Annotated in this window: 4 protein-coding genes; all 4 read left to right on the plus strand. The window is 37.4% G+C overall.

Translation table 11 applies throughout. The features are described from left to right. Position 1 precedes the first annotated feature (1 nt). The 4 genes from A372_RS0114570 to A372_RS0114585 all read left to right on the plus strand — a co-directional run bounded on the left by A372_RS0114570 (position 2) and on the right by A372_RS0114585 (position 18,905). Positions 2 to 4,594 (plus strand): SDR family NAD(P)-dependent oxidoreductase, encoded by a 4,593-nt coding sequence (locus A372_RS0114570; RefSeq protein ID WP_237728538.1) that lies wholly within the window; start codon positions 2 to 4, stop codon positions 4,592 to 4,594. Positions 4,595 to 4,614: 20 nt separating this feature from the next. Further along, positions 4,615 to 12,330, plus strand: coding sequence for a non-ribosomal peptide synthetase (locus tag A372_RS0114575; protein ID WP_019421600.1), 7,716 nt, complete (start codon positions 4,615 to 4,617; stop codon positions 12,328 to 12,330). A 149-nt stretch (positions 12,331 to 12,479) separates the two neighbouring features. Further along, entirely contained in the window at positions 12,480 to 16,982 is a 4,503-nt protein-coding gene (locus A372_RS0114580) for a non-ribosomal peptide synthetase (RefSeq protein ID WP_019421601.1), read from the plus strand. 444 nt (positions 16,983 to 17,426) lie between these two features. After that, a complete protein-coding gene (locus A372_RS0114585) occupies positions 17,427 to 18,905 on the plus strand; it encodes an argininosuccinate lyase (protein WP_019421602.1) in 1,479 nt (492 codons plus the stop codon). Positions 18,906 to 18,910 lie beyond the last annotated feature (5 nt).

Genomic DNA, 18,910 nt, shown 5'->3' on the forward strand with positions numbered 1-18,910 from the left:
AATGACCGAGTTTATTTTTGAAAATACTGTGAATGGCAAAATAGATAAACATGTTTCGAAAGAGATTCTAAAAGCATTAATTGATGCCAATAAGAAAAAAAACCATGATATAGCCATAATTGGGGTATCTGGAAGATTGCCTAAGGCAAGCAGTGTCCATGAGTTTTGGAATAATATTCGTCAAGGAATTGATTGCATCGGTCCTCTTCCTGCTGAGCGCCGAGAAGATGGAGATGCCTTTCGCAAACATTTCAAATTCGATGATTCGATTGAATATCCTGAATATGGATATTTGCGGGACATTGACCTTTTTGACCCCGTTTTTTTCAAGATATCTCCTAACGAAGCCGCATTAATGGATCCAAGCCAGAGGCTATTCTTGGAAACTGCCTATGCATCACTTGAGGATGCAGGGTATGGAGGAGAAGCGCTCAAAGGCACTAAGACAGGAGTTTATGTCGGATACAGCAATTGGCCCATTTATGGACAGTATATTATGCAAACAAATCCAGACTTAGCGGTTAGTGCTTTCGCGGGAAACATACCTTCTATTATTGCAAGTCGAATATCATACTATCTGAATTTAAAGGGACCAAGTATGCTGATTGATACGGCGTGTTCCTCTTCATTAGTAGCTGTTCACGAAGCTTGCCAAAGCATCAGGCGCGGGGAATGTGATGCAGCCATCGCTGGAGGGGTAACCATTAATTTGCTTCCGAGATTAAGGGAGGGGGTTGGCATAGATTCCAAGGATTACCGGACCCGCTCTTTTGATGATAATTCAGACGGTACTGGGTGGGGAGAAGGGGTTGCATCCATATTTTTGAAGCCGCTTGATAAGGCTATAGTTGATGGAGATCATATTTATGCTGTCATTAAAGGAAGTGCGGTAAATCAGGATGGTAATACAATCGGGATTACCGCACCCAATTTAATGTCTCAGACTGAAGTTCTCCTGCAAGCTTGGAAGGATGCCGACATTGCTCCTGAAACGATTACTTATATTGAAGCTCATGGCACAGGCACAAAATTAGGGGATCCTATAGAGATTGAAGCGCTCACGCGAGCATTTAGCAATTATACGAGTAAAAAACAATTCTGTGCTTTAGGAAGTGTAAAAACCAATATTGGCCATTTGGATAATACTTCGGGGATAGCAGGGGTTTTAAAAGCGATATTCTCTTTAAAGAATAAAGAGATTCCTCCTATTCTTCATTTTGAAAAACCGAATCAAAATATTCAATTTGACGAGACGCCCTTTTTCGTAAACACTCGGCTATCTTCTTGGGAAACGAATGGTTCTCCAAGAAGATGTGGTGTAAGTTCTTTTGGTTTGAGCGGTACGAATTGCCATATTGTGCTGGAGGAAGCTCCGAATGTGGATTTGAATCGGAAAACACATCAAAATCCATTTATTTTCACTGTTTCTGCAAAAACACTGACAAGCTTGAAAAATATAATCGAACAGTATGCTCTCTATTTTGACAAGTTGAATAGAAGTGAATTGGCCATAGAGGATTGGTGTTATACCGTAAATACAGGAAGATATCACCATCAATATCGGCTGGCCTTTGTAGTGGAGACTTTAGAAGAACTAAAAAATATTATTAACAATACTCATGGAAATGGTTTTTATCCCGTTCCGAAAGGTGTTTATTTCGGAGAAGTTAACATACATGCAGTAACAAAAGAAATGGTATCAGAAGAATATAGAAAGCTATTTGAAGAAGGCAACTTGGAAGATAGACAAACTCTAGAACAGATTTGCATGCTTTATGTTCAAGGGGCAACAGTGGACTGGAATGGCTTGTTTCAGCCTAAATTCAACTATCGTAAAGTATCTCTTCCTTACTACCAATTTGACAAAATCAGATGTTGGGTTCCATACAATCCAAAAATAAATATTCTTCAACAAGATAAGTCAAACCGGATTACAGGAGGAGATTACTTACTGCATAACCAACTTGCCGATTCTTATGAAAAAGTTATTTACCAGTCGTTTTTTTCTCCAAAGGATCAATGGGTATTAGATGAGCACCGGATTTTCGGCAAAGCTACAGCTCCAGGAACGACTTGGCTGGAAATGGGCTATCAAGCAGGGAAAAAGAATTTGGCAAGTGAAGCGTTGGAATTCGAGAATATAACATTTCATAATCCATTAGTAGTCGCTGATGATGAATGTGTAGAAGTGCATACGCTTTATCAAAAGAATAAGGATGCACATCTTTTCCGCATTGCGAGTCGTGTTGGAGGAAAGTGGAGCTTGCATGCGGAAGGGACGGTGAAAAAACTTCATCAATCAGAACTGGCGCGAGTGCCAATTCAAAAATTGAAAGAAGAATTAAAAAAGCAAGAGTTTATCCGTGAGCAAAGCGGTTCATCCAATGATATGTTGTTTGGTCCACGATGGATGCAGACATCTATCAGCGAAGCTTATAGGGGGCAGAAGGAGCTTCTTGTCGAACTTAATCTATCCGATGAACATCGAATGGATCTTGAGGACTTTGCTCTGCATCCAGCATTAATGGATTTGGCTACTACGCTCGGAGGCGCATTGTACGAAGGATTGCTTATACCGATTGGATACAAACATGTACGGATATATTGCCGTACGCCGGTGAACTGTTACAGCTACATTCGGATTATAAGCGGCACATCCGAGCAAACCGAAACGATTGCGTTTGACATTGTAATCACAGACAGGGAAGGAAAAATATGCTGCGAGTTTGATCATTTGGTGCTGAAAAGAGTTCGAAGCACAAATGTTGCATTGAACGAGCTAATGTTAGAACCTATTCAAACCTATTACACTTCTGAATGGATACCGCGCGAAGCGGAAATAGAAGTGAATGGGATTGAAAGTAATAACATCGCCATCTTTTTAGACGAATGGGGTTTGGGGGAACAATTTGCCGATAAAATGCAACAGAACGGCCAACGTGTAATTATCATCGATATTGGAGATGAGTATTGCAATCATTCCAATGATAGATATACGATTTCCTCCCGTCAAGAAGATTATAACCAGCTAATAGCTGATTTAAAAGAAAAACAGGTATCTTGCTTAATACATCTGGCAACCTTGAAAAGTGAAAAAAATATTGGTCATATACAAGATAGCAATCGATTGAATGAAAAAGGGCTGTTTAGTCTTTTTTATTTGGCGAAGAGCTTAGCCCATAATCAAGTGTCTGATTTAATGAAAATTATTATATTGACTGAACAGGTTTATGAAGTGTCAGGTCGAGAACAATACTTACTTCCATATCACTCAAGCATGATTGGGTTGGGAAAAGTGATTCCTATGGAATTATCGAATGTGATAATTAAATGTATAGATGTGGATAGGTATTTCGATGTTCAAGATCTGCTGTCAGAAATCGGAAACAGCCAGCCTCAATATCAAGTGGCGTATCGAGAAGGGAAAAGTTATGTTCAACAATTGAAAGCTGGAAAGATAAAGGAAATGCATAGGGATAAAATCGTTTTAAAGAATGAAGGAGTCTATGTGATAACCGGAGGAATTGGCGGTTTAGGCCTCACAATAGCAAAATATTTAGCAATAAAACAAAAAATTAATCTTGCCCTTGTAGGGAGAACACCTGTTCCGCCAAGGGCGTTATGGAACAATATCCTTGATAAAGGGGAGGATCAAAAAACAATCGATATAGTTAAAAAAATGATTCAATTAGAAAAAAAAGGATGCAATGTTGCGTGCTATGCTGCGGATGTAACAGATGAAGAGGAAATGAAAAAGTTGTTTTTAGAGCTGCAAGCAACCTTTGGTAAGGTTAACGGAGTGATCCATTGTGCCGGAGTATCCGGAAATGGAAGGCTTGTTCAACAAGATATATCGGAACTGAAGCGCACAGTATCTGCCAAAATCGAAGGCGCTTTGATTCTTGACCGAATTGTTGGGGACAATTGCGATTTCTTTATTATGTTTTCCTCGATAAACAGCATTTTTGGCATGATAGGACAAAGCTTCTATACCGCAGCCAATTCATTTTTGGATGCGTTTTCTTTTGCGAGAAAACGTGCCGGTAAGCCTGCTGTGACTATGAGTTGGCCTGCATGGAATGAAATCGGAATGGCTGTAGACAACAATGTGAATATGGAAGCCGGTGTTTTTAAATCAGTGACAACCACGCAGGCGCTCTATGCTTTTGAACATGCTCTTGCGTCCCAAGAGAGTCATCTGATTATTGGTGAAATCAACCCTGAAAGCCCGTACCTTGCTCATTTAGATACACATACATGGCTGTTGCCCCCTGAGTTGTTGAAGGCGACTAGGGCACATCGGCGTGAGGCTTTTAATGACATAAAAAAGGATGGCAATGAGAAAGAAATTATTGGTATAGATGAGCAGGAGCTGACGGATAGAGAAATAGAGATAGCGACAATTTGGTGCGAAGAGCTAGGCATACAGAGAGTTAGCATATTTGATAATTATTATGATCTTGGCGGGGATTCCATTCAAGCTATAAAAATTGTAAATCGAATGAACCAAATCTATCAAAGAAAAGTAGATATTTCAGACATATTTAATCACCTGACCATCCAAGCTTTAGCTGCTTTTCTTGATAAAGAATAATAAATAATAGGAGATTAGCAATGTATAAATTAACGCACGCTCAACAAAGAATTTGGTTTATGCAAAAGTTGAATCCTAATATGTTGGCGTACAACTTGCCGACTGTTACGATAATTGATCGTCCGGTTGATACCGAAATATTAGTGAAATCTATCCAATTTGTAGTCAAGCGGCATAGTTCACTTCGTACCGTATTTATGCAAAATGAGGACGGCGATCCTGTTCAACTTATAAAAGAAAAAATAGAGATTCCATTTGAAATGATTGATTTATCTGATCACCATTCCCCTGAAGAATCATTAAAGGCATCACTGAAGGCAGCCAATGAGGAAGTGTTTAATTTAGAAGAATGTGCTATTAAAGTTAAACTTTTCCGACTCAGCATGAAGAAGTTTTGTTTTTATCTTCATTTGCATCACATTGTTGCCGATGGTTGGAGCACGGGCATTATCGGCAAAGAAATTCTCAGCTGTTATTCTGCATTTGCTAATGGTCAACAGCCTCAATTAAATACATTGTCATTGGAATATATCGATTGGCTTGAGCAGCAGGAACAATGGATGAGCAGCGAAGAACGGATGCAAAACGAACAATATTGGTTAAAAGAATTCTCTTATCCACTGCCTTCATTAAACCTCCCTGCTGATTTTGAGAGACCAGCTCGAAAGTCTTATAAAGGGAGCTTTGTGGCTACATCGATTGAGGCATCGTTGGCGAACCGCCTTAGAGGTATCGCAAGGCAGCTAAGAGTATCAGTCAATAATCTTTTTCTGACATCATTTTTCACTTTATTGAACCGACTGACAAACGATAACGATATAGTTATTGGGATGCCGATCATGGGACGGGATAAAAAAGAGCTTGAGGATGTAGTAGGTCTTTTTATCAATACTTTAGCAATACGAATTGATTTTTCTGAAGTGAATACGTTTTCTGACTTGGTAAAAAAGGTGAATCATAAAGTTTTGCAAGCAGTTAAAAATGGGAAATATCCTTTTGACCTATTAGTTTCTAAAGTTAATCCAGAAAGAAATATGAGCCACTCTCCGGTCTTTAATACATTTTTTCAATTTTTTGATTATTTGCCTCCTGCGAATGAGGAAGCTACTTCTTTTGATTTAACTGTTTTCTGTCGGAATATGGGCGAGTCCATTGAATGCAGAATGGAGTATAGCTCGGACTTGTTTAAACATGCAACAATTGAGAAGTTTCAAAGGTATTTACTGCAAATATTACGTGCTATTGCAGAAAGTCCGGACATTTCTCTGAAGGAAATCGAAATACTATCAGAGGAAGAGATGCTACAAATTTTAGTTGATTTTAATCAAACAGACTCGGATTATCCTGATGAGGCAACACTTCAGCAACTTTTTGAAGAGCAGGTGGAAAAAACGCCTGATAACATTGCAGTGAGATTTAATGGGCAGACATTAACGTATAGCGAACTTAATAACAGGGCTAATTATTTTGCAGAAGGGTTGAGAGAAAGGGGGGTAAAGGAGGAGGATATTGTTGCGATCCATACCCAACGCTCCTTGGAGATGATTGTGGGGATCTTGGCTATTTTAAAAGCAGGTGCAGCTTATTTACCAATTGATCCGAGTTTACCTCAAGAGCGCATTCAGTACTTATTGGAAGATAGCGGAACTGATGTAGTAATTACTCAATACCCTCTTCCTGAAGTGTCTTTTCAGGGACATGTTTTTTTGTTGAATGCTGAAGATATACCTGAAGGAAACTACCCTAATTTAATGGTTAAAGGAAAGTCAAATTCTCTCGCTTATGTAATCTATACTTCGGGCACTACCGGTTTCCCTAAAGGTGTATTGATCGAGCATGCCTCAATCATAAATCGCTTGCACTGGATGCAAAATCAATTCCCTTTAAAGGCAGACGATGTGATATTACAAAAAACGATCTTTACCTTTGATGTGTCTGTCTGGGAACTGTTTTGGTGGATGTTGTCTGGAGCGAGCGCTTGCTTGCTGGAACCGGAAAAAGAGAAAGAACCTGATGCGATTATTGATGCTATTGAGCAGAACCGTATAACGACCATTCATTTTGTTCCTTCTATGTTGCAATTATTTCTTGAAGCTATTGATATTAACAGTGATGTGAAACGATTATCGAGTTTAAAGAGAGTTTTCTCAAGCGGCGAAGCATTGAGCATTGTCCACGTTAAAAAATTCAATGCTTTGCTGCAGAGTTCTACGACGAAGACTGAGTTAATTAACTTGTATGGACCTACGGAAGCAGCGGTTGATGTAACCTATTATGTTTGCACTGATTGTGATGTCAAAACCGTACCGATCGGAAAGCCTATTGATAACATAAAGATATTAATTTTAGACCAATCCGACCGCATTCAACCTGTCGGTGTTACAGGAGAATTGTGCATATCAGGAGTTGGGCTTGCGCGCGGGTATCACAAGCTGGAAGAATTGACTGCCAAGAAATTTGTGGATAATAGGTATCTTCCAGGGCAGAAAATATACCGTACTGGTGACTTAGCCAAATGGAGAGAGGACGGTTCTATAGATTATATCGGGAGAATCGATAATCAGGTAAAAATTAGAGGATATCGAATCGAACTTGGGGAAATTGAAAACCAAATCATCACGCATTCTGAAATAAACAAAGCAGCAGTGACTGTGCATGAAAGTAGTAATGGCTTCAAAACTCTTATTGCCTTTTATGTAGCTACTCGTAGACTGAATAATATCGATCTAAGAAATTATCTTGTTGAGAAGCTACCAGCTTACATGATTCCACACACTTTCGTGCAGATTGACAGCATGCCGGTCACTGCTAATGGGAAATTAGACCGGAAATTACTAATGACAAAAAGAGATAGCGTTTCCGATATCGTTAACGTCAAACCTCAAAGCTATTTGGAAATGAAAATGTTGGGAATATGGAAAAATACACTTAATAGTGAGCAAGTGGGGATTTATGATAATTTCTTTTTGTCAGGAGGAGATTCAATCAAGGCGTTACGCTTGATTAACGCCATTAATCTCAATTTTTCAGTCAAACTCAGTTTAGCCGACCTTTATTCAAACCAGACTGTTCATCAGCTTATTACGTGTATGAATGCAACCCATAACAGTGATACTGCTGACGATTTAGAGAATGGTCTTGCTATCATTGAGGAATTTAAGCAAAATATTCTGCAAGATGAGCAACAAGCCTCATTACTGCCAGCTGACTATGAGGATTTTTATCCTTTAAGTAAAATTCAGCACAGTATGTTTTACTATTCTTTGTTGAAAGTGGATGAACCTGTTTACCACGATCAATTTATGTATCAAATTCGAATCAAAGATGGCCTAGATATTACGTTATTTAAACAGGCTATACAATTGTTGTGTAAAAAACACCCGATTTTACGCACAACTTTCCATATCAATGGGTTTAAAGAGCCTATTCAAATATTGCGTAAAGATGCAATGCCTAAGATCTGCTTTGAAGATATATCACATCTGAGAAAAAAAGAGCAGAAGGCTTTAATTCAAGATAAATTGCGAAATGATCTGCAAAACAAATTTGCTTCTCAGGAATTGTTGTGGTACATTACCGTCTTTAGAATGAGCGAAGAAAATTACTCGCTATTTATTTCATGCTTCCATGCAATTTTGGATGGCTGGAGTGCCGCATCTATGGATACAGAGTTATTGTCGATTTATAATACTTTGAAACAAAAGAAAGAGTACGCGTTGGTCCCTCTAAAAAGCAGTTACAAGGACTATGTGGCTATAGGATTAGCTAAGGAATTGTCAACCGATGCTAAGAAATTTTGGAAAAATACATTGAAGGGTTACACTCGCAATAAGATGCCTTTCAATATCTCTGGGAAAAAAATTAATAATATTTCAGGTATTCGTGTTTATCGGCGCGATTTTGATTCAACATGGTTGGATGCTTTGGATAAGCAGGCATATCGTTATGGATGCACGTTGAAAGAAATCTGCTTTGCGGCGCATATTTATCTGCTGTCCATTTTAACAGGTGAAAGCGAGATTATTACAGGTGTTGTTACACATGAAAGGCCGATTCTAGAGGATAGCGATAAAATATTGGGTTGTTTTTTGAATACTATACCGGCCAGAATTCAAGTTAACGATGGTATGACTAAGCAGGAACTCATCAGTCAAGTTAGATCTTATCTCCAAAATGTAAAGCCTTACGAAGTTTTTTTGGGGGAGATTGCAAATATTATTGGGGACTTTAGCACTTTGGAAAACCCAATTTTTGACACCATGTTTAATTTTACAGATTTTCATATCCGTCAATTAGCAGATTATTCGGTTATCCAGGATAACGCAGGAACGGAAAACTATTTACAGCTTGATCCGAACGATATGACGAATACTCCATTTGACGTGGAGATTTCAAGAATGAATGGACGCTGTTTTGTTATGATCAAATATTCTCCTAGCTATTTTATGGATGAGGATATTAATGAGGCATTTCAGTTATTTATTCATATTTTGGAACTATTTGCGCAAGAGTCTGTTGAGCGACTTTCCATATCTGAACTTTGGTCTGAAAAAGACAGGATGCAGATGATAAACGGATATTGCCGGACATTTGATAAAGAAGTGGCCAATGTACCGGTTCATTGTATGTTTGAGGAAAAAGCCATACTTATGCCCCATGCTATTGCAATAAAGTATGAAAATAAAGAAATTACTTATGAGGAATTAAATAAGCAGGCGAACCGATTGGCCCATAGATTAAAGAAAAATGGCATAGGGCGCGAAGAAATTGTTGGGGTGATGATGGAACGCTCTCCAGAAATGGTAGCTGCGATTTTAGCAATTTGGAAAGCAGGGGGAGCTTACTTACCGATTGACCGAAATTATCCCAATAAGCGGATACAATATATTTTAGAAAATTCACGTATCACTAAGTTAATTACAGATGCAACTAATTCTCCCATCCCGGATTTATATCAGGGGGAGACAATATGTTTGGATTTAATAAGTATGGAATTGGATGAAGAATCGGTAGATAATCTTGAGTGCGTAAATGATATTCATGATCTAGCCTATGTCATTTATACTTCTGGTTCAACTGGTCAGCCTAAGGGAGCTATGATCGAACATATTGGCATGCTAAATCATATCGATGTTAAAATCACTGATTTGGAAATGGATAGTCAATCTAAAATCGTCCAAAATGCTTCCCATTGTTTCGACGTATCTGTATGGCAGTTTTTTGCGCCTCTAATTTTAGGCGGCACTATGGTAATCTATCCTAATCATATAGTTGAGAATCCACCTTTATTAATAAGAGAAATGCAAAAAGACAAGATAACCATACTGGAGCTCGTACCGTCTCAATTGGTAGAAATGCTGGAGCATTTGGACAGTAACCCATTGTTTAGTGAATGGCCCTATCTTAAGTACGTGATTTTGATGGGTGAAGCCTTAAAATCCAACTTAGTTGAAAGATGGTATTCGCTATACCCTCACACAAAAATGATTAATGCATACGGGGCAACCGAAGCCTCTGATGATACAACGCATTACGTAATTGACAAAGAAGTTAGTTATCATAATGTACCTATCGGAAAGCCGATCCCTAATTTTCATATTTATGTGATGGACCCGAATATGAATTTATGTCCAAGGGGAGTCGTTGGAGAACTATACTTTTCTGGCTTTGGAGTTGGAAGGGGCTATTTGAATAATCACGATAAGACAAAGGCCTCCTTCATGAAAGATCCTTTCTTTCCGGGGCGAAGATTATATAAAACCGGAGATTTCGGTCGATTACTTCCGGATGGAAATCTGGAGTTTCTCGGAAGAAAAGATTATCAAATCAAAATTAGAGGAAATAGAGTTGAAATTGAAGAGATTGAAAATCAATTATTGAATCACAGCCTTGTTAAAGGTGGAATTGTTATTGACAAAGAAGATAATGAGGGTAACAAGTATCTCATTGCTTACTATATGAGCGACGGAGATATTACAATGGAAGAATTAAGGGATTTCCTTAGCCAGACTTTGCCCAATTACATGATTCCAGCTTATTTTGTAAGAATTAACAACCTCCCTTTAACTGATAATGGAAAAGTGGATCGGAAGGCGCTTCCAGATGTTGAATGGAAGCGTGAAACTGGGATAGTAAAACCGGCAAATGAGACTGAGGAGATTTTGCTAAAAATATGGGAAGAATTAATTTGTATACAGGATATAAGTATCGAAGATAATTTTTTTCATATAGGCGGTCATTCGTTAAAAGCAATTTCTATGGCGGCAAGAATTTTTAGAGCATTTCAAGTGGAGATTCCCCTGAAGGATATTATTAGAAATCCGACAATCAGGGAACTTGCAATGTTAATTAAAAGTACAACTGTAAAGAAACATGTACCTTTAATTTCAGCAGACAGTAAACCTTATTATGCGCTCTCCTCCGCACAAAGAATGATGTTTACTAATTTCATGGTTGACATGGATACCATTTCATACAATGTCCCTTTAGGAATATTGATTGAGGGAGCGCTTGATAAGTCTAAATTGAACCAAGCTGTGCATGGACTAATTAGCCGTCATGAAATATTGCGGACGACATTCAGCTATATAAATGGCAATGCAGTCCAACAGATACATGATGACCTGTCTCTGAAAATTGAATATTATTCTGTTGGTAGTGACAGCAAAGCCAAAGAAATTATTCGTTCCTTTATCCAGCCGTTTGATTTAGAGAAGCTTCCATTGTTTAGAGTCGGTCTCATCCGGTTACAGGATGACAAGCACATTCTCGTTTTTGATTTGCATCACATCATATGTGACGGTTATTCTTTAAGCATTCTTACCAAAGAATTTTCAGAGTTATATACTGGAAAAGTGCTGCCAGAAGTTGATTTCCAGTATAAAGATTATACTGAATGGCAGCAACTACAGATAAAAACGGAAAAATTTCTACTGCAAGAACAATTTTGGCTAAAAAATTTGTCCGGAAATCTCCCAAGACTGGAACTGCCGACTGATTTTTCTAGACCTTTAAAGATGCAGTTCGGAGGAGCCAGACATGAGTTTTCCATGCCAGATGCTTTGTCTTCCAGGCTATTTGATTTATCACGAAAGACTGAGACGACCTTATATATGGTGATATTAGCTTGCTTCAATGTTTTGCTATCCAAATATGCCGAGCAAGAAGAAATAATCATAGGAACGCCTGTAGCGGGTAGAGCGCATGTGGATCTTGAACAAATCATTGGGGTTTTTATCAATATGATACCTATGCGAAATTATCCTCGGAGTAATATGTGTTTTACGGAGTTTTTAATGGATATTAAAAACAACTGTCTCAATGTGATGGACAATCAGGACTATCCGTTCGATTTGCTGGTAAAAAAACTCTCTATTCAACGTGAAGTAAATCAGAATCCGATTTTTGATGTTCTTTTCGTTATGCAAAACACCGAACGTCCAAACTTAAAGATGGATAATCTCAACATTTCTCCTTACGGAATAGAGACTGATACAAGCAAGATGGATCTTATTCTGGAGGCCGTGGAACAAAAAGGGGAAGTACGGTTTCATTTTGACTATTCAACGGAATTATTCACCGCTGATACAATTCAAAAAATGGCTGACGATTTTTTAGTTCTTTTGGATCAAATTTGTGAGGAACCACAAATAAAATTAAAAAACATATTTATAAGTGACAACTCTTCCTCAACTCACATAAGTAATTTGGTTGAAAATATTGAATTTAACTTTTAAATTAATGTCGCAATAAAATTTCCACCTTAGTAGAAACATTAATCTATTGAGGTGGAAGTTTTTTTATAATCTTGGTGTGTTTTCATTGTCCTAAAGCAATCATGCTGTGCTATTATTTTACATCTCCAGCAAGGAGGATAAAATTCTATATGACAGTCAACGAAAGAAAGCTGCACCCATTGACGCATCCTCAGCGACGTATTTGGTTAACAGAACAGTTATATCCAGATACTACTGTGCATAATTTGGGGGGGGCAGTACATATCAAAGGTAAATTGGATATAAAAATATTAGAGCAAGCGATTCTTATGTTTATTAAACAACACGATGTATTCCATCTGAAATTTGTATTGGAGCAGGATAATATATTTCAGGTCTTCGAACACTGTGAATCAGATTCCGTAGCGTATTATGATTTTCGACATTATGAACAACTGGCTAAAGAAAAATTTGATACTTGGTCTCAAAAAAAATTCAAAGAGAAATTTTCAATATTAAAAGATAAGTTATACTATTTTGCAATATTTCAAATATCCGACGAAGATATTGGTTACTTCAGCAAATTTCATCATATTATCTCGGATGGCTGGTCTGTAAACATTATGACCAAGCAAATTGCCGAGAATTATACAAGAATAGCAAGCAAGTCAAAGGACACAATAGAAGTTCCGAGTAAATCCTATATGACATTATATAACAGGGAACAAAAGTATGAGAATTCTCCAAGATTCGATTCGGATCGAACATTCTGGCTTGAAAGATTAGGTGAACTAGAGGGCTATGCACTGCCTAAATCTAGTCGTTCCACGGAAGGAAGCAGATTATCGTTTCATTTATCTCAGGAACAAACAGCTAAAATTCATCATCTCATTACCTTGCACAAATGTTCATTAAATACGCTGTTTTTATTGTTAATATCCATAATTTTTAAACGGAATTACGAGATAGAGAATGTAATAGTCGGTCTGCCCATTTTAAATAGATCCGGTGCACACGAAAAAAACATTTTTGGAATGTTCACTAGCACAATGCCCTATCCCGTTCCAATTGATTGGAGTGTCTCTTTCGGTTGCTTACTGAGCACCCTTCAAAGCGACGTGATGTCTTATTTCTCTCATCAGCGATATCCTTACAATTTGCTGGTTCAGGATATGGAACTTAGAAAAAAAGGAATTGAAAATATTTACCAAGTATGTATTAATTATTATAATACAAAGTTAGTCAATTCAATCGAAAACACAAAAATTGAAAACGTTGAATATTATAGCGGAAATCAAACTTATTCATTACAGTTGATTATTAAGGAATGGGAGGAACATCTTACTCTTCAGTTTGATTATAAAAATGATGATTATTCAGAAGCTGAGATATATACTATTTTCGGTCAAATTAATCACTTGCTTAGTCAGCTCTTTATTGATTCAAGTACGATTGTCGATCAGTTAGAAGTTATCTCAGATGAAGAGTTTCGAAATTTGATTTATGATGTAAACAAGACGGAAACTTATTATCCCAATAATACGACAATACACCAATTGTTTGAAAAACAAGCAGATCTCACTCCCGATGATATAGCTTTAGAATATAATGGGAAACAACTTACCTACAGAGAACTCGACAATTGGGCAAACCATGTGGCAAACGATTTGCGGCTAAGAGGGGTAGAGCGTGGGTCAATAGTGGGCATATTGACAGAACATTCATTTGAAATGATAGTTGCCCTATTAGCTGTTTTGAAGGCGGGAGGAGCTTATCTTCCTATTGATAAAGATTATCCATTATCTAGAATTGATTATATGTTAAAGGATGCGAAGGTACGGGTTTTAATTACGAATATAGAATTGTCAGGCGAGCTTGATTTCGAGGGAGTTAAATATGCGATTAATAAGGCTCATTTCGACTTTAACGGGCCAAGCGCGAAAAGATTAGACTCAACTGCAACTGCAGAAGATTTAGTTTATCTAATATATACATCCGGTTCCACCGGCAATCCGAAAGGTACAGTGATACAGCATCGGGGACTCGTTAATTATATTTGGTGGGCTAAAGAAACGTATATCAAGGAGAAGTCGGAGACATTTGCGCTATATTCTTCCCTGGCCTTTGATTTGACCGTTACGTCTATATTTACCCCGCTTATAAATGGAAATCGAATTTTAATTTATCCACCACATTCCGAAGATTTTGTTTTATATACGATTTTGAAGGAAAATCGGACTAACATATTAAAATTGACGCCGGCTCACCTGTCTTTGATTCAAGAGCTAGAGCTGAAGGATTCTAATATGCGCTGTTTAATTGTCGGAGGCGAAGAATTAAAAACAAAGTTATCACATCGCATTATAAAAGCTTTCAGATCAGTTGAGATTTATAACGAATATGGTCCGACAGAAGCAATTGTGGGATGTATGATTTATAAATTCAACCCGGATATAGATGTATGTGAAACTGTTCCAATTGGCTCACCTATTAACAATCAACAGGTCTATATTCTAGACAAAAATTTAAAACCCAAACCGGTAGGATTAAAGGGCGAAATCTTTATCTCAGGCGATGGCATTTCCTTGGGTTATATGAATCAAATCAAGCTAACTCAAGAAAAATTTGTAGAGAACCCTTTTATCCCCGGTAAATTGATGTACAAGTCTGGGGATCTTGGCCGCCGATTGTCTAATGACGTAATTGAGTATTTGGGACGGATTGATCATCAGGTTAATCTAAATGGCTTTCGTATCGAACTAGGAGAAATTCAGCATCGTTTGCTTCAACATCCTTTAGTCCAGGAAGCGCTAGTTGTTATGCAACTGGATGTCAATCAAAAGGCAGCCTTGTGTGCTTACTTGATTGCTGATCCAACTCTCTCCGATTCTGAATGCCGTAGATTTTTATCCAATTGTTTTCCGAGCTATATGATACCAAGATATTATGTATTCTTGGAGACCTATCCACTCACTGTGAATGGCAAGATCGATCGTGCGGCACTTCCTAAACCGCAGCAGCAATATAAAAAAAGCGAAGAAGAATATATTAATGATACCGAGCATGAGGTTGCTATGGTATATGCAAAAGTGCTTGGTGCCAATCAAGTAAGGCCAACTGACGATTTTTTTCAATTAGGCGGAGATTCGATAAAGGCAATTCAAATAAGTTCTAGACTAAAAGAAATAGGCTATTCGGTAAGTGTTAAAGAAGTAATGGAGCGGCTTACGGTTAGAGAGATAGTCTCCCATTTAATCGTTGAAAACAATCATTGCGTTCGTGAGTCTCCAGGGCTGTGTCAGGGTGAAATATGTAAAACACCGATTATAGAGTGGTTTTTGAATCAAAATTTTAAAAATCCCCATCAATGGAATCAATCTGTAACGCTGTCACTTAACAAGAGGATTTCTGTCAATGATTTGAGCCAAATCATTGAAGCAATCATTTTACATCATGACTCGTTAAGAATTAATTATGACTTCATCACAGATCGGCTGTTCTATAATGAGAACCATATTCATTTTAAACATCAAGACACCATCTTTTCTTTTGATCTTTCCAATGAACGAACAGAAGAAATGCAGAAACATCGAATGAGCGAGATTTTGGAAAACGTACATCAACAATTTATTTTGAACAGCAGTCTTTTGTTTAAAGCTTGCTTGTTTGATTTTGGAGCAAATCATAATCAGCAATTGGTCTTCATTGCGCATCATATTGTTGTGGATGGGGTATCGTGGAGAATTGTATTAGATGACTTTTCTAAAGCATGGGAAATGGTGCTTTCTAAAGAGCCGATTGTTTTACCTAACAAAACAAACTCTTTTCAGGAGTGGGCTAATCAATTCGCTAGAATGGATGAGAATACCTCTAAGGAGAATTGTTGGAGGATAAATCATGAAAGCGATGAGATTAAGAATGCCGATGGGGCAACGGTGCAGACGAAATTGGGGACGAACATAACGCTTACTCGATATGTGTCTCCCTCTCTTACACATCAATGGATTAATAAGGCTCACAGAGCATTTCATACGCGTCCTAACGAATTGTTAATTGCAGCAACATCATTCGCAATCGGTCAGATATTTGACAAGAATCAAATCATTTTGGAATTGGAGTCTCACGGCCGAGAAGAAGATACATGCAATCTTGATGTATCACGAACGGTTGGATGGTTTACGCGTATGTATCCAGTTCATCTCCCATGTCAATTTATTGATAAGAAAGAAGGAATTATAGCAGTTAAGGAGATTCTTCGAAAAACGCCTACATTCGGTGGCGAATATGGGAAGACGCAACAGAAGTGTGAGTCAGCAGATATGCCGGACAAAAAAATTCGATTTAATTACTTAGGTTCATTAGACAATAAACTATGGGATGAATATTTCTCTTTAAAAACGTTGCACCCGCAAGTGAAATCCGGCGAAGAGAATCATTTGACCTCTTTCTTAGAAATTGTCTCTTATGTGCTAGATGAAGAACTGGTTATTACGGTAACGTATAATGAATTTAATAATGATTTACTAGACATTGATGATCTAGTAAATAAAATCATTCAGAACTTAACAATTATTGTTGATTTATGCAGTACAGCAAAGGATCCTCATTTTACACCATCTGACTTTGCAACAATAGAACTTTCACAACAATCATTAGATTTATTATTTGATTAGTTGAATGAATGTTTTGGCAGAAATGAGTGTAAATGCGTTCTGCTATGGACGACATTTATATCATTGTTCAACAAAAACGCGGTATTAAGCAAAATGAAACTTCAATGAAATAAGACAATATTTGTATTGTAATGATTGGAATCAGATAGTATACTAAACAATAGAGATTTAGTGCGCTAATTGATGTTTCGGCTCATTAGCTGCAACCTGAATTCATTAACTAGTCAGCGGTGCAGATGCAATGTCTGCATTATTTTGTCGTGCTGTTTTTTGTAAATACACCATTAGAATGTTTTCTAATGGTGTATTTCTTATGTCTTTATTTTTTTAAACTCAATCATTATGAAACGGAAGGAGAAGGGGAATTGGGCTAATCACCTGCCATTTTACTTTTTTGTTCTGAAAAGTTAGCTGTGATATTAAATAAACATTAAAGGTGAAGTTATGAGACTATCAGGAAGAATTAGTGAGAATCCAAATGAACTATTGCATAGAGAAATTCTGGAACCACAATTCTCATATGAATTAAAACATTTGCTGCCTTGGTACATTTTAATAGAGAAAGTTATGTTGCTTGAGTACCAACGTTTAAATCTTTTAGATAAAGTGGCTGTCAACAAAATTGCACATCTTCTTAATCAAGTAACAGAAAAAAGTTTACATGCCGATCCTAAAATTAATATGTCAGATATTTGTTTTGCAATAGAGCAATATGTTAGTCAACGATTGAGAGCCGATTCAGCAAGCTGGCATATGGACCGGAGTCGAAATGATGTTCAAGCTTGCGCTCAAATTATGTATGCCAGACAGCAATTAATTGTGCAGTCCAAAGAATTAATTAAACTGGCGACTTCTGTTTGTCACTTGGCAACTAAAACAGTAAACATACCTTTGCCAGGCTATACACATTACCAAACTGCTCAAATCATGACACCAGGTTTTTATATGGCTGCTGTTAGCGAAGAAATATTAACTACGCTGGAGAAGCTGCTTTATGTCTACGACAATATTAATAAATGTCCACTTGGAGCGGGGGCAATGACAGGTGTTGAACTTGGTTGGGATAGGAAAAGAATGGCCACATTACTTGGCTTTAATCACTATACCAATCATGCATTAAGAGCAGTTGCTTCTCGAGACTGGTCTTTACAGATAGCATCTGAAATGGCGAATTTTTCAGTTTTTCTTAGCCGAATATTTACTGATTTTATCCAATGGGGAAGTAGTGAATATCAATTTATCGACTTGGCCGATCAATTTTCAGGGATATCATCGGCAATGCCGCAAAAGAAGAATTTTACGATTTTAGAGAGGATTCGAGGTAAGACTGCTCATATCTCGGCTTTTTACTTTGACTTTCTTATCGCGCAGCGTAATACACCTTTTACAAATTTAGTAGAAACCTCAAAAGAAGCAGGGACTTTTGTAAATACAATGTTTTCGACATTTAATTCATTGATAAAATTGGTGAGAATGGTAATTGATAATTTAGAGTTTAACGAAAATAAAACTTTGGAAGTGTGTAAACGCGATTTTTTTGGAGGCTTTAGTCTGGCCAACAAATTGACTCTACATGCTAATATCCCTTTTCGCAGCGCACAAGTAATTGTTGGGAATTATATTGTAAGAGTTAGGGAACAGAAATTGAAACCCGAACAGACCGATATCAGACTGTTAGAGGAAATATGTATTGAGAATGGATATGATACAAAATTTGAGGATGAATTTCTTGATGATTGTTTTAATGTGAAAAATGATCTGGAGAATAAAATATCTGAAGGTTCGACTAATCCATTGCAAGTAAAAAAAATGTTGGTCCGCCAAAGTGAGCAACTCATTCATCTGAAAAAAGAGTGGGAAAATCGCGAGGAAGTAGTAAACAAAGCTTATGAAGAACTGACAAATCAATTATATGATCGATGAGGGAT

The organism is Paenibacillus sp. OSY-SE (assembly GCF_000283315.1).
In the GTDB taxonomy this organism is placed as follows: Bacteria; Bacillota; Bacilli; order Paenibacillales; family Paenibacillaceae; genus Paenibacillus_B; species Paenibacillus_B profundus.